Origin of the sequence: Sinomonas sp. R1AF57 (genome assembly GCF_002224485.1) — a bacterium.
In the GTDB taxonomy this organism is placed as follows: Bacteria; Actinomycetota; Actinomycetes; order Actinomycetales; family Micrococcaceae; genus Sinomonas; species Sinomonas flava.
The window spans coordinates 2,108,420-2,121,586 of sequence record NZ_CP022463.1; the positions used below are offsets into that span (position 1 = coordinate 2,108,420).

10 protein-coding genes and 1 tRNA gene are annotated in these 13,167 nt (G+C 72.4%); 2 read left to right on the forward strand and 9 right to left on the reverse strand.

The genetic code is table 11. The features are described from left to right. Positions 1 to 3: 3 nt before the first annotated feature. From CGQ25_RS09715 to CGQ25_RS09755, 9 genes are all read right to left on the reverse strand, one after another. A complete protein-coding gene (locus tag CGQ25_RS09715) occupies positions 4 to 975 on the reverse strand; it encodes a HemK/PrmC family methyltransferase (protein WP_208709212.1) in 972 nt (323 codons plus the stop codon). Further along, the gene (prfA, locus tag CGQ25_RS09720; protein ID WP_208709213.1) at positions 972 to 2,045 is read right to left on the reverse strand and encodes a peptide chain release factor 1; all 1,074 of its coding nucleotides are present in this window, start codon (positions 2,043 to 2,045) and stop codon (positions 972 to 974) included. The genes CGQ25_RS09715 and prfA overlap by 4 nt, the downstream gene beginning before the upstream one ends. A gap of 115 nt (positions 2,046 to 2,160) precedes the next feature. Next, a complete protein-coding gene (gene rho / locus CGQ25_RS09725) occupies positions 2,161 to 4,278 on the reverse strand; it encodes a transcription termination factor Rho (RefSeq protein ID WP_208709215.1) in 2,118 nt (705 codons plus the stop codon). Positions 4,279 to 4,632: 354 nt separating this feature from the next. Further along, entirely contained in the window at positions 4,633 to 5,640 is a 1,008-nt protein-coding gene (gene thrB, locus CGQ25_RS09730; protein ID WP_208709217.1) for a homoserine kinase, read from the reverse strand. A 5-nt stretch (positions 5,641 to 5,645) separates the two neighbouring features. Beyond that, positions 5,646 to 6,764 (reverse strand): threonine synthase, encoded by a 1,119-nt coding sequence (gene thrC / locus CGQ25_RS09735; protein WP_208709219.1) that lies wholly within the window; start codon positions 6,762 to 6,764, stop codon positions 5,646 to 5,648. Then, positions 6,764 to 8,143: a homoserine dehydrogenase gene (locus tag CGQ25_RS09740; protein ID WP_208709221.1), complete on the reverse strand. Its 1,380-nt coding sequence runs from the start codon at positions 8,141 to 8,143 to the stop codon at positions 6,764 to 6,766. The genes thrC and CGQ25_RS09740 overlap by 1 nt, the downstream gene beginning before the upstream one ends. Before the next feature lie 17 nt (positions 8,144 to 8,160). Further along, positions 8,161 to 9,696 carry a diaminopimelate decarboxylase gene (locus tag CGQ25_RS09745; RefSeq protein WP_208709223.1) on the reverse strand — a complete coding sequence of 512 codons (1,536 nt, stop codon included), beginning with the start codon at positions 9,694 to 9,696 and terminating at the stop codon, positions 8,161 to 8,163. 3 nt (positions 9,697 to 9,699) lie between these two features. Further along, positions 9,700 to 11,358: an arginine--tRNA ligase gene (gene argS, locus CGQ25_RS09750; protein ID WP_208709225.1), complete on the reverse strand. Its 1,659-nt coding sequence runs from the start codon at positions 11,356 to 11,358 to the stop codon at positions 9,700 to 9,702. A gap of 9 nt (positions 11,359 to 11,367) precedes the next feature. Continuing rightward, positions 11,368 to 12,672, reverse strand: a complete 1,305-nt coding sequence (locus tag CGQ25_RS09755) for a CynX/NimT family MFS transporter (RefSeq protein WP_208709227.1) — start codon at positions 12,670 to 12,672, stop codon at positions 11,368 to 11,370. Positions 12,673 to 12,694: 22 nt separating this feature from the next. Between CGQ25_RS09755 and CGQ25_RS09760 the strand changes: the two genes are divergently transcribed. Together CGQ25_RS09760 and CGQ25_RS09765 are read left to right on the forward strand one after the other, a co-directional pair. Next, positions 12,695 to 12,931 carry a DUF2630 family protein gene (locus CGQ25_RS09760; protein ID WP_208709228.1) on the forward strand — a complete coding sequence of 79 codons (237 nt, stop codon included), beginning with the start codon at positions 12,695 to 12,697 and terminating at the stop codon, positions 12,929 to 12,931. A 123-nt stretch (positions 12,932 to 13,054) separates the two neighbouring features. Further along, positions 13,055 to 13,127 (forward strand) — tRNA-Arg (locus CGQ25_RS09765). The last annotated feature ends 40 nt before the right edge of the window (positions 13,128 to 13,167 follow it).

Consider the following 13,167-nt stretch of genomic DNA (forward strand, 5'->3'; position numbering starts at 1 on the left):
GCCTCATCCAGCACGGGCGGCGCTCGTGGACCGCGGGAGGCCGTTGAGGTCCGTGTGCGAGCGCACGTCGATCCACGCCGGGTCCGCTCCGAGGACCGCGGCGAGCCGCTCGGCCTGGACCTCCGCGTGCTCCATGACGAAGAAGCCGCCGGGCTTCAGGAGCCTCGCCGCGGTCGCGGCCGCGGCGAGCGGAAGCTCGAGGCCGCCCTCGGCCCCGCCATAGAGCGCCATCTCCGGGTCGTGCTCGGCAGCCTCCGGCTCGCGCGGCACCATGCCCGGCGGGATGTAGGGCGGGTTGGACACCACCACGTCGGCCGTCCCGTCCAGGTCCGGGAACGCCGTGCGCAGGTCCCCCAGTGCCAGCCGCACGCGGCCGCCGGTCGCCTCCGGGGCGAGGTTTCGGGCCGCCCAGGCGTGGGCGAGCTCTGAGAGCTCGACCGCGTGAACGACGGCAGTGGGCACCTCGTGCGCGATCGACGCGGCGATCGCCCCCGAGCCGGTTCCGAGGTCGACGACGACCGGTCCCCGCCGCGCCCGAGGCGGGGCGGCGGCGTCGGGTGGGGCAGCGGGGTCGTGCGCTGGGAAATGCTCCGCGATCCAGTCGAGCGCGAGCTGCACCACGCCCTCGGTCTCCGGGCGCGGGACGAAGACTCCGGGGCCGACCGCGAGCGTGAGGTGGCGGAAGTGCGCGACGCCGGTGAGGTGCTGCAGCGGGACCCGGCGGGCACGCTCGGCGACGAGTTCCCAGAAGGCGTCCCAGAAGCCCACCGGGAGCGGCGTGCCCGTGATCGCGAGGGCGCGCAGGCGCCCGAGTCCACCGCCGGCGAGCTCGCCTGCCAGCAGGTGCGCGGCAAGCTGCTCGGCGTCCGCGCGCGGGCTCGGGACGCCCGCCTCCGCCAGGAGCGCCGCGGCGCGCCGCAGCGCGGCCCCGAGGTCCCGGGGCTCCTCCACGCCGCTCCCGGCGCCGGCGGTCATTCGCCGATCGCGTCGAGCCGCGCCTGCTCGTCCATGTCGATGCAGGACTGGATCACGGGTCCCAGGTCGCCGTTCATGACGGCGTCGAGGTTGTATGCCTTGTACCCCGTGCGGTGGTCCGCGATGCGGTTCTCCGGGAAGTTGTAGGTGCGGATGCGCTCCGACCGGTCCATGGTGCGGACCTGGGACTTGCGGGCCTCCGCGTTCTCGGCGTCGATCTGCTCCTGCTGGTGGGCCAGGAGGCGCGAGCGGAGCACACGCATCGCGGCCTCGCGGTTCTGCAGCTGCGACTTCTCATTCTGCATCGCCACCACGATCCCGGTGGGCAGGTGGGTGATGCGCACGGCCGAGTCGGTCGTATTGACGCTCTGGCCGCCGGGGCCGGAGGACCGGTAGACGTCGATCTTCAGGTCGTTCTGGCTGATCTCGATCTCCTCCGGCTCGTCGACCTCGGGGAAGACGAGGACGCCCGCGGCGGAGGTGTGGATGCGGCCCTGCGACTCGGTCACGGGCACCCGCTGGACGCGGTGCACGCCGCCCTCGAACTTGAGGTGCGCGAAGACGCCCTCGGCGGGGTCGTTGGAGGAGCCCTTGATGGCGATCTGGATGTCCTTGTAGCCGCCGAGGTCCGACTCGGTCGAGGAGAGCACCTCGGTCTTCCAGCCCTTGGACTCCGCATAACGCGTGTACATGCGGGTCAGGTCCGCTGCGAAGAGCGCCGCCTCGTCGCCCCCCTCACCGCCCTTGACCTCGAGGATCACGTTGCGGGCGTCGTTGGGGTCGCGCGGGATGAGCAGGCGCCGCAGCCTCTCCTGGGCGGCCGGCAGCTGCTCCTCGATGGAGGCGACCTCGCTCGCGAAGTCCGGGTCCTCCGCCGCCATCTCGCGGGCGGCCTCGAGGTCGTCGTCGAGCTGCTTCCAGCGGTGGTAGGCCTCGACGATGCCGTTGAGCTGCGCCGAGCGCCGGCCGAGCTTCCTGGCGCGTGCCTGGTCCTGGTAGACCGCGGGGTCGCTCAGCTCCTTCTGCAGGTCTGCGTGCTCGTCCAGCAGTCCTTGCACGGACTCGAACATGTCGGGGGCCTTTCTGGGTCAGTCAGCTGCCTGATTCTCGCACCCGGGCGCATCCCGGTGCCACGACGACGGCGGCCGGCACCGGGGGTACCGGGCCGGCCGCCGTTCGGGTCAGCTAGTGCTTGTCGTTCTCGCCCTTCGAGGCGAGCGTCGTCTTCTGCACCTGGAGGAGGAACTCGACGTTCGAGCCCGTCTCGCGGATCTTCGTGGTGAGCAGCTCGAGCGCCTGCTGGGTGTCGAGGCCGGAGAGCACGCGGCGCAGGCGCCACATGATCTTGACCTCTTCCGGCGAGAGCAGGTTCTCCTCGCGGCGCGTGCCGGACGCGTTGACGTCCACGGCCGGGAAGATGCGCTTGTCGGCGAGGGCGCGGGACAGCCGCAGCTCCATGTTGCCGGTGCCCTTGAACTCCTCGAAGATCACCTCGTCCATCTTGGAGCCCGTCTCGACGAGCGCCGTGGCGAGGATGGTCAGCGAGCCGCCGTTCTCGATGTTCCGCGCGGCGCCGAAGAAGCGCTTGGGCGGGTACAGCGCGGCCGAGTCGACACCGCCGGAGAGGATGCGGCCCGAGGCCGGCGCGGCGAGGTTGTACGCGCGGCCGAGCCGGGTCATCGAGTCCAGCAGCACCACGACGTCCATGCCCATCTCGACGAGGCGCTTGGCGCGCTCGATCGCGAGCTCGGCCACCGTCGTGTGGTCGTCGGCCGGGCGGTCGAAGGTCGAGGCGATGACCTCGCCCTTCACCGAGCGCTGCATGTCGGTGACCTCTTCGGGACGCTCGTCGACGAGCACCATCATGAGGTGGACCTCGGGGTTGTTCACCGTGATCGCGTTCGCGATGGACTGCAGGATGAGCGTCTTGCCGGCCTTCGGCGGGGAGACGATGAGGCCGCGCTGGCCCTTGCCGATCGGTGCCACGAGGTCGATGACGCGCGGGCCGATCTTCTTCGGGTCGGTCTCGAGGCGCAGGCGCTCCGAGGGGTACAGCGGGACGAGCTTGGTGAACTCGACCCGGCCCTTCATCTCCTCGGGGCTCTTGCCGTTGACGCTCGTGACCCGCACGAGGGCGTTGAACTTCTGGCGGCCGCCCTGCTGCTGGCGGTTCTCCTCGCCGTCGCGCGGTGCGCGGATGGCGCCGACCACCGCGTCGCCCTTGCGCAGGCCGTGCTTCTTGACCTGGGCGAGCGGCACGTAGACGTCGTTGGGACCGGGCAGGTAGCCGGAGGTGCGGATGAAGGCGTAGTTCTCGAGGACATCGAGGATGCCCGCGACGGGGACCAGGACGTCGTCCTCGGTCACCTCAGTGTCATCGACGTCCGGGCCCGCGCTGCGGCCGCGCCGGCGCTCGTTCCGGTCGCGGAACCGCTCGTTGCGGCCTCCCTGCTCGCCGCCGTCGCGGTCGCGGCCACGGCGCGAGCGGCGCGAACGGCGCGAGCCGCCCTCGTCGCCGTCGCCCTCGTCGCGCCGGTCCTGACGCTCCTGGCCCTCGTCGCGCCGGCTCTGGCGCTCCTGGCGGTCCGACCGCTCGCGGCCCTCACGGCCACGGCGCTGGCGGCCCTCACCGGCCTCCTGCTGCGGGGCCTCGGCGGGCTGCTGGGCAGCGTGCTCGGCCTCGGCGGCCTTCTGGGGCGCCTCCGCCGGCGCCTCGGCGGGAGCCTCGGCAGGCGTCTGGGCGCGCTGCTCGGGGGCAGCAGTCTCGGTGCCGGAGCCCTGAGCGGCCTCAGCGCGGCGGCTGCGGCCGCGGCTGCGGGCCGGGCGCGTCGGCTCAGCCGGCGCCTCGCTCGGGGCGGCAGCCTCGACGGGAGCCGCCTGAGCGGCCGGGGCCTCGGAGGCGGGGGCCGCGGCAGGGGCGGGCGTCTCGAGCAGTACGGACTGGCCTTCGGCCGCGGGGGTCACGACGCCGTCGCTCCCCGCACGACGGCGGCTGCGCCGGGCGCGGGGGGCGGGCTCGGCCGCGGGGGCCTCGGCGGCAGCCGCCGGCTCGGCAGCCGCGGTCGCGGCGGCCGGAGCCTCGTCCTTGGCCTGCGCACGGCTGGCGGGGCGGCCCACGGGCTCGCCCTTCTGGTGTGCCGAGATGGCGGCGACGAGGTCGCCCTTGCGCATGCGGGAGCCACCGGTGATGCCCAGCTGGGAGGCAAGCGCCTGGAGCTGTGCGAGCTTGAGACCGGCGATCCCCTTGGACTCGGATGCCGAAGCGGGGTCCACTGCTGGGTTCAGCTCAGTGGTCTGTGTCACGGATGTTCCTTCCGGATCGATTGCGTGGCCAGGGGCCAACGCATCGTGGTCGCGGCCGTCGGCGACAGCGGCGGCCAGGCTGGGTGACCTGCGGGGCCGTGGAGGCCGGGCAGGCCCGTCGTCTAGCTGCTCGTCCGAGCTGGCAGCAGGGCTGGATCGCTGCTTGCCGAACAGTCTGTGGGGACAGTCGCAATCAGCCTGACCGGCTGCGAGCTGGAGGAGCGGCACCCCGTGCCGAGAAACTGGACCAGAAGGCGGCGATCACAGTGCCACCGGGCCGGGAACGATGTCCCTGACCGTGTGTCCCTGTGTCGCCGGACGGTGTCTATCCGGGTACGCCGAACTGAGGCAGATTCACCGTGGGTGCAGGTCCACTCTAGCACCTTCGCGGTCGACAGCCAGACGAAGGACACGCCACGAGGTCACAGATTCGTCACCCTGCTCGGGATCGAGCGTTCCGGCGCCCATGCTGTGCGCGAAGCGCTCCACGGCATCCTGCACCTCGTCGGCCTCGGCGGCACCGTCGGCGAGGGCCAGGACGGTGGGGCCGGCGCCCGAGACGACCGCCGCGTGCCCCTCGGCACGGAGCCGCTGGATGAGCCTCGCGCTCGGTTCCATAGCGGTCGAGCGGTAGCTCTGGTGCAGGTAGTCCTCGGTCGCCGGCAGGAGCAGGGACGGGTCCTTCGTCAGGGCGTGCACGAGCAGGGCCGCGCGTCCGGAGTTCGCCGCCGCGGCGTGGTGCGGGATCGACGAGGGCAGGAGCGAGCGGGCGAGCTCGGTCGAGAGCTCGAAGTCCGGGATCGCGACGATCGGCACCACCGTGTCGACGACCTCGGCGACCGCCGTGCGGAACGCCTCACCCTCCTGCCAGGACAGTGCGAGGGAGCCGAAGATCGCGGGGGCCACGTTGTCGGGGTGCCCCTCGATCTCGCTGCACAGCTGGAGGACCCAGGCCCGGTCGGGCTGGTCCGCCGGCTCGACCAGCGCCGCCGCCGCGAGCACCGCCGCGACGGTCGCCGACGCCGACGAGCCCAGTCCGCGTCCGTGCGGGCTCACGTTCTCCGCACGCAGGAGCAGGCCCGAGCGCGTGTAGCCGAGCCGGGCGAGGGCGGCGTCCAGCGTGCGCACGACGAGATGCGTCTCGTCCCGCGGCAGCGTGTCGGCGCCCTCGCCGCTCAGCTCGAAGGCGAGGCTCCCGTCGTCGGTCGTCTCGACGGTCACGGTGTCGTACAGCGCCAGGGCGAGTCCCAGGCTGTCGTAGCCGGGACCGAGGTTCGCGCTCGTCGCCGGCACCCTCACGGTGACGCGCTGCCCGGCCGCCACCGTGCGCAGGGACTCGGCGGCCGTCGTCGGAGCCGTCATCGCTTCTACTCGAGCCCCAGCTCGGACGCGACGGTCACGACGTCGTTGCTCACCTTGACGGGCTCGACCTCGGCGCCGTCGGCGGTGCGGAGGGCCCACTGGGGGTCCTTGAGCCCGTGGCCGGTCACCGTGCACACGATGGTCTTCCCGGAGGGCACCTCCCCCGCGGTGTGCTTCTTGAGCAGGCCCGCGACGCTGGCCGCCGAGCCGGGCTCGACGAACACTCCCTCCTTGGAGGACAGCCAGCGATGCGCGGCGAGGATCTCCTCGTCGGTGACGGAGCCGATCAGGCCCCCGGACTCGTCGCGGGCGGCAACCGCCGTCTCCCACGACGCCGGGTTGCCGATGCGGATCGCGGTGGCGATGGTCTCGGGATGGGTGATGGGGTGGCCGGCGACGAACGGGGCCGCGCCGGCGGCCTGGAAGCCCCACATCACGGGCAGCTTCGTCGCCACGGCATCCAGGGTGCGCGGTTGGGCGTCGCCGCCATGCGCCGGGTACTCGGTCTCCGCGGCGTACTCCTTGTAGCCCTTCCAGTACGCCGAGATGTTGCCGGCGTTGCCCACCGGGAGGACGTGGATGTCCGGGGCGTCGCCGAGGGCGTCGACGATCTCGAACGAGGCAGTCTTCTGCCCCTCGATGCGGGCCGGGTTGACCGAGTTCACGAGGAACACCGGGTACGAGTCGGCGAGCTTGCGTGCGATCTCGAGGCAGTCGTCGAAGTTGCCGTCGACCTGCAGGAGCGTCGCGCCGTGCGCGATGGCCTGGGACAGCTTGCCGAGCGCGATCTTGCCCTCCGGGACGAGGACGGCGCAGGTCAGGCCTGCCGCGGTCGCGTAGGCGGCGGCGGACGCCGAGGTGTTGCCCGTGGACGCGCAGACCACAGCCTTCGCCCCGGCCTCGACGGCGGCGGTCATGGCCATGGTCATGCCGCGGTCCTTGAAGGAGCCGGTCGGGTTCATCCCCTCGACCTTGAGGAACACCTCGGAGCCGGTGAGCTCGGAGAGCTTCTGGGCGTGGACGAGGGGCGTGCCGCCCTCGCCGAGGGTGATCACGCGGGTGGACTCGCTGACGGGCAGGCGGTCGGCGTATTCGCGGATGACTCCGCGCCACTGGTGGGCCACTAGACTCCTTCGACTCGGAGGACGCTCGTCACGGATTCGACGACGTCGAGGTTCTTGATGTCCGCGACGGTCGCGGCGAGGGCTGCCTCGGAGGCAGGGTGGGTGACGAAGCGCAGCTCGGCCCGTCCTCCGGCGCTCCAGCGGTCGGCGGCGGCGAGGCCGGGTGCGCCGTCGACGGTCTGGCGCATGGTCTCGATCGAGACGCCGTGCTCGGCGAAGACGGCGGCCACGCGGGAGAGCACACCCGGTTGGTCCGCGACCTCGAGCCCGATGCTGTAGCTCGTCGTGACGGCGTCGAGCCCGAGGATGGGCAGGGCACGCGTGGCGGCGCCGGGGGCTCCGGGAGCGCCGGCCGCGATGCGGCGTGCGGTCGAGACGACGTCGCCCATGATGGCCGAGGCCGTCGGGGCGCCGCCGGCCCCCGCGCCGTAGAACATGAGCGAACCAGCGTTGTCCGCCTCGACGAACACCGCGTTGAAGGCCCCGTGCACGGCCGCGAGGGGATGCTTGCGCGGGAGCAGCGTGGGATGGACCCGGACGCTCACGCCCTCGGCCGCCGTCCCGTCGGCGCCGTCCCCCGCGGTGATGAGCTCGGCGATGGCGAGCAGCTTGATGGTCATGCCTGCATCCTGCGCGGCTGCGATGTCGTCGGCGGTGACCTTCGTGATGCCCTCGCAGCGCACGTCCTCGAGGGAGACGCGCGTGTGGAAGGCGAGGGAGGCGAGGATCGCCGCCTTGGCCGCGGCGTCGAGGCCCTCGACGTCGGCCGTCGGGTCCGCCTCGGCGTAGCCCAGGCGCTGGGCCTCGGCGAGGACGTCGGCGAACTGGGCGCCGGTCGTGTCCATCGCGTCGAGGATGAAGTTCGTCGTCCCGTTCACGATGCCGAGCACGCGCGTGATGCGGTCGCCGGAGAGGCTCTCGCGGATGGGCCGGATGATCGGGATGGCGCCGGCGACGGCGGCCTCGAAGTTGAGGTCGGCGTTGTTCGCGCTCGCGGCGTCGAACAGCGCCGCGCCGTCCTGGGCGAGGAGTGCCTTGTTGCCGGTGACGACGGACGCGCCGTTCTTGAGCGCGGCGAGGATATGCGTGCGGGCCGGCTCGATCCCGCCCATGAGCTCGATCACGAGGTCCGCGCCCGCCACGAGCCTGTCCGCGTCGGTCGTGTACAGCTCGCGGGGAAGCTCGACGTCGCGGGGGGCGTCCACGTTGCGCACGGCGATGCCGGTGAGCACCAGGCGTGCCCCAGCGCGGGCGGCCAGGGCATCGGCATCCTCGAGGAGGATGCGGGCCACCTGGGAGCCCACGGTCCCTCCGCCGAGGAGGGCGACCTTGAGCACCTTCTCGGCGCCAGGGGCGTCGGGCCCACTCGTCTCAGTCATCGTCTCTCCCATTCGTCTCAGGCTCCCATGTCGCGGGAGAGCAGGTCGTCCTCGGTCTCCGGGCGCACAATCCAGCGCGCCTCTCCCCCGCGCACGGCGAGGACACCCGGGCGGGCGAGGTAGTTGTAGTTGCTGGACAGGGCCCAGCAGTAGGCGCCGGTTCCGGGGACCGCGAGCAGGTCGCCGGCGCGGACGTCCGCGGGGAGGTACGCGTCGCGCACCACGATGTCGCCGCTCTCGCAGTGCTTGCCGACCACACGCGTCAGCTGCGCGGGCGCCTCCGAGGTGCGGTTCGCGAGCACGACCGAGTAGTCGGCGTCGTACAGGACCGGGCGAGCGTTGTCGCTCATGCCGCCGTCGACCGAGACGTACCGGCGGACCGCGGTGCCGCCCATCCCGCCGACCGGCAGGTCCACGACGACGTCCTTGATCGTCCCGACCTCGTACAGCGTGAACGTCGTCGAGCCGACGATCGCGCGGCCGGGCTCGATCGAGATGCGGGGCGCGGCGATGCCGAGCTTCTCGCAGGTCTCGCGCACGACTCCGGCCAGGGCCTCCGCGATCTCGGCCGGCGGTCGGGGCGCGTCCCCCGGCAGGTAGGCGATGCCGTACCCGCCGCCGAGGTCCAGCTCCGGCAGCTCGACGCCGTACGCGGAGCGCATCGACGCGACGAAGGCCAAGAGCTTCACGGCGGCGAGCTCGAAGCCCTCGGGCTCGAAGATCTGCGAGCCGATGTGGCAGTGGACGCCGAGCAGCTCGATGCTGTCGTGGCCCGCGGCGGCAGCGACGGCCTCCTCGGCCATGCTCGCGGCACCGTCGGCGCCACCGTCCCCGCCGGGGCCCCGGAACGCCTCGCTCGCCGTGCCGGCGGCCATGGAGAGCCCGAACTTCTGGTCCTCGTGCGCCGTGGCGATGAACTCGTGGGTGTGGGCGTGCACACCGGGTGTCAGGCGGAGCATGACCTTGGCGCGGGGGGCCTCCGAGCCGTCCGGCCCTGAGCCGGGAGTGTCCGTGCCGCGCGCCGCGGCGATGCGGGCAACCCGCTCAAGCTCGTCGAGGCTGTCCACGATGATGCGGCCCACGCCGTTCGCGAGGGCGCGTTCGATCTCGGCGTCGGACTTGTTGTTGCCGTGGAGGCCGATGAGCTCCCCCGGGACGCCTGCGCGCAGGGCCACGGCGAGCTCGCCGCCCGAGGCCGTGTCCACCCGCAGGCCTTCCTGGTGGGCCCACGCGGCCACCGCGGTGCAGAGGAACGACTTGCCCGCGTAGTAGACGTCCACTCCCCCGCACACATCGGCGAAGGCCGCGTCGAACGAGTCCTTGAACGCGCGTGCGCGCCCCCGGAAGTCGGCCTCGCTCAGCACGAAGACCGGGGAGCCGAACCGGGACTTGACCTCGCCGACCGGGAGGCCCGCCACGGTGAGGTCGCCGCCCGGGCCGCGGGCGACGTCGTGTGCCCAGAGTGCGGGGACGAGCTCGTTGAGATCTGAGGGGACGGCGAGCCACTCGGGGGCGAGCGGCGAGCCGGCGGCCTGCGCGGTGCTCTCAGCCACGCCTCACATCCTCTCCGGCGCCGAGACGCCGAGCAGGGACAGCCCGTTGGCCAGGACCTGGCTCGTGGCGTCGTTGAGCCACAGGCGCGTGCGGTTGAGGTCGGTGACCTCGTCGTCGCCCTGGGGCGCGATGCGGCAGTTGTCGTACCAGGAGTGGTAGGCGCTCGCGATGGTCTCGAGGTGGCGCGCCACGCGGTGCGGCTCGCGGAACTCCGCGGCCTTGCCCACGATCGAGGGGTACGCGGCGAGGTGCGCGAGCAGCTCGTTCTCGGTCGGGTGGTCCAGGAGCGCGGCATCGAACGCGTCGGCGCCGTCCACGGTGCGGTGGACGCCGGCGGCCTCCGCGTTGCGCGCCGCGCCGCGCGAGCGGGCGTGGGCGTACTGGACGTAGAACACGGGGTTCTCGTTGGAGTTCTTCTTGAGCAGCTCGGGGTCGAGGGTGAGCGGCGAATCCGCGGGGAACCTTGCGAGCGAGTAGCGCACCGCGTCCTTGCCGAGCCACTCGATGAGGTCCTTGAGCTCGATGATGTTGCCCGCGCGCTTGGACAGCTTCGCGCCGTTGACCGAGACGAGCTGGCCGATGAGGATCTCGATGTTCGTCTCTGGGTCGTCGCCGGCGCAGGCTGCGATGGCCTTGAGGCGGTTGACGTAGCCGTGGTGGTCGGCGCCGAGGAGGTAGACCTTCTCGCCGAAGCCGCGGTCCTTCTTCGTGAGGTAGTACGCGGCGTCGGCGGCGAAGTACGTGGGCTCGCCGTTGGCGCGGATGAGGACGCGGTCCTTGTCGTCGCCGAAGTCCGTGGTGCGCAGCCAGACCGCGCCGTCGGCGTCGAAGACGTGGCCCTGCTCGCGCAGGCGCTTCACGGCGGACTCGATGGCCCCGGACTCGTGCAGGCCCTCCCGCTCGGAGAAGTAGACGTCGAAGGTGACGCCGAAGGCCGCGAGCGTGGCCTTGATGTCCTTCATCTGCGCGGCGTAGGCCGCCTCCCGGACGATCGGCAGCGCGGCCTCGTCGGTGAGCTCGCGCACGTCGGGATGCGCGGTCAGGACCTCGTGGCCCAGGTCCGCGATGTACTGGCCGGGGTAGCCGCCCTCGGGCACGTCGCGGCCGTGCAGGCGCGAGAGCACGGAGTTCGCGAACACGTTCATCTGGTTGCCGGCGTCGTTGATGTAGTACTCGCGCGTCACGTCGGCCCCGGAGGCCTTGAGCACCCGCGCAATCGAGTCCCCGAGCGCGGCCCAGCGGGTGTGGCCGATGTGCAGCGGGCCCGTGGGGTTCGCCGAGACGAACTCCATGTTGATGACGTGGCCCGCGAGGGTGCCGTTGGTGCCGTAGCCGGGGCCGGCCTCGACGATGGCCTTCGCGAGCGCGCCTGCCGCGGCGGCGTCGAGCGTGATGTTGAGGAAGCCGGGACCCGCGATGTCGACGCTCGCGACGCCGGCGAGCGCCTCGAGGCGGACGGCGAGCAGCTCGGCGAGCGCCCTCGGCGGCATGCCTGCGCGCTTGCCGAGCTGGAGGGCGATGTTGGTGGCCCAGTCGCCGTGCTCGCGGTTCTTGGGACGCTCCACCCGAACGTCCGTCGGCACATCCACAGAGATCTCGCCGGCGCGGACGGCGTCGGCGAGGCAGGCGGATATAGCGGCAGAAAGTTCTTCGGGAGTCACCCCCATAGCCTACCGGCGCGGCGCGCGCGAGCCGAAACCGCGCCGTGAGGATGCGGGTTCTGCTACGGGCTCGACCACGCGGGGGTGGTCGTCGATGAAGTGGGGACGGCTGATGACCCACCCCGAGGCTGCCAGCACCACGAGGGTCGCGCCGAGGAACGCGAACGTGGCGCCCCAGCCGCCCGTCGCGTCGTGGAGGAGCCCCGCCGGGAGCGGGCCCGCGCACGCGACGATGTAGCCGATCCCCTGCCCGAACCCGGACACGGCGCCGGAGGACTGGTGCGTGCGTGTGCGCAGGTTCACGAGGACGAGCGCGAGCGGGAACGTCGCCGGGCCGAGCCCCGCAAGGGTCGTCCACACCCATGTCGCCGAGCCGGGGGCGAGCCAGAGGCCCGCGTAGCCTGCCGCGAAGCAGACCACGCCGAACGCGACGATGGGGAACGGGTTCCGCAGGCGGGCCGCGAGGACGGGCACCACCAGGCTCAGCGGCAGTCCAATGCCCGAGAAGAGCGCGAGCTGGAATCCGGCGTCGGCGGCACCGAGCCCTGCACCGGTCAGGATTGAGGGGAGCCAGCCGAACATCGTGTACGTGTTCAGCGAGGAGCAGCCGAACAGGAGCGCGAGCGCCCACGCGGCGGGCGCGCGCCAGGGGCGCACGACGACGCGTGGCCGGGGCGCGGAACCGCCCTCGCCCGTCTCGGGGCTCGCCGCGGGGACGCCTCCGCGGCGCCCGGGCCAGACGCTGAGCCACGGGAGGATGGCGACAGCGTTGACCGCCGCCCACCAGCCGACGGACGCGCGCCAGCCTGCGGCGTCCGCGACGGGCACAGCGACGAGGGGCGGGATGGTGGTGCCGAGGCTGATGATCGTCACGTACAGCGCCGTGACGAGGCCGATCCGGTCGGGGAAGTACTTCTTGACCATGGGCGGCAGCACCACGTTCCCGGCACCCATCCCGGCGAGCGCGAGGGCGGAGCCCGCCAGGAACGTGCCGGTCTCGGGCGCGACGGCCCGCACCGCCTGGCCGAGCCCGGAGGCCGCCATCGCGGCGACTGCGATGGCCTCGACGCTCCATGCACGCATCAGGAGCGGGGTCAGCAGCCCCGCCAGCCCGAACAGGGCGGTCGGCAGCATCCCGAGCACGCCGATGAGCCACGACGGGAGCGCGATGTCCTGCCCGATCGCGGTGGTCAGCGGCGGGACGCTCGTCACCGCCGTCCTCAGCGTGAACGCCACCACCAGCAGGCCGGCGAGGACGAGGAGGCGGCCGCGCCAGGCTCTGGGCCCCCGGGCCGCACCATGTTCTTGTGCCACCCCCTGACGCTATCGTGCTGGTATGGACAAGGACATCCAGGACCGCATCCGCGAGCTCATCGACGAGGAGCACGCCCTCCGCGGCACGCCCGGCGCCGGCAGCGCGGAGAAGGGCACCGGGCGCCTCGGGGAGGTGGAGGCACAGCTCGACCAGTGCTGGGACCTCCTGAGGCAGCGCCGTGCGAAGCGCGAGTTCGGCGAGGACCCCGACGAGGCCACGGTTCGGCCGGCCGACGTCGTGGAGAACTACAAGGAGTAGCCCTGGTTCGCCCCCTGGCTCCGAGTGCAGCGGGCGCCGCGCCCTCCCCGGTTTGCGCGCGGCCCCGGAGCACCTGATAAGCTCGGTGAGTTCCCGCAGGGGAGCGTTCGGAAGAAATGGCATGCCCTCGTAGCTCAGGGGATAGAGCGTCTGCCTCCGGAGCAGAAGGCCGTAGGTTCGAATCCTATCGAGGGCACCGCAGAAGGCCCCGCCGAAGCAGTTCGGCGGGGCCTTCG